Annotated in this window: 2 tRNA genes; both read right to left on the reverse strand. The window is 44.3% G+C overall.

The annotated features are described in order from the left end of the window. Positions 1–147: 147 nt before the first annotated feature. A tRNA-Val gene (locus IQP38_RS22615) sits at positions 148–223 on the reverse strand. A 28-nt stretch (positions 224–251) separates the two neighbouring features. Then, positions 252–327 (reverse strand) — tRNA-Lys (locus IQP38_RS22620). Positions 328–345 lie beyond the last annotated feature (18 nt).

Raw genomic sequence — 345 nt, forward strand, 5'->3', positions numbered from 1 at the left:
TTGTTTTGTCAGCTTTCCAAATTGTTAAAGAGCTATGTTGCTTCACAAGGAAGTTACATTTTCTAAAGACTTTCAGAGTCAAAAATACCAACCAGTATCAATTGCTTGTTCTGGTTTGGACGTTTTATTCCAAAAATACTTAGAGAATGGTGGGCGATACCGGGCTCGAACCAGTGACCCCCTGCTTGTAAGGCAGGTGCTCTCCCAACTGAGCTAATCGCCCACATTGTTTTGATTTCCGTGGAAGGAAATGGTGGGTCGTGCAGGATTCGAACCTGCGACCAATTGATTAAAAGTCAACTGCTCTACCAACTGAGCTAACGACCCAATGGTATCCCGTAGGGG

This window comes from Vibrio sp. OPT41, assembly GCF_015163595.1.
Taxonomy (GTDB): Bacteria; Pseudomonadota; Gammaproteobacteria; order Enterobacterales; family Vibrionaceae; genus Vibrio; species Vibrio alginolyticus.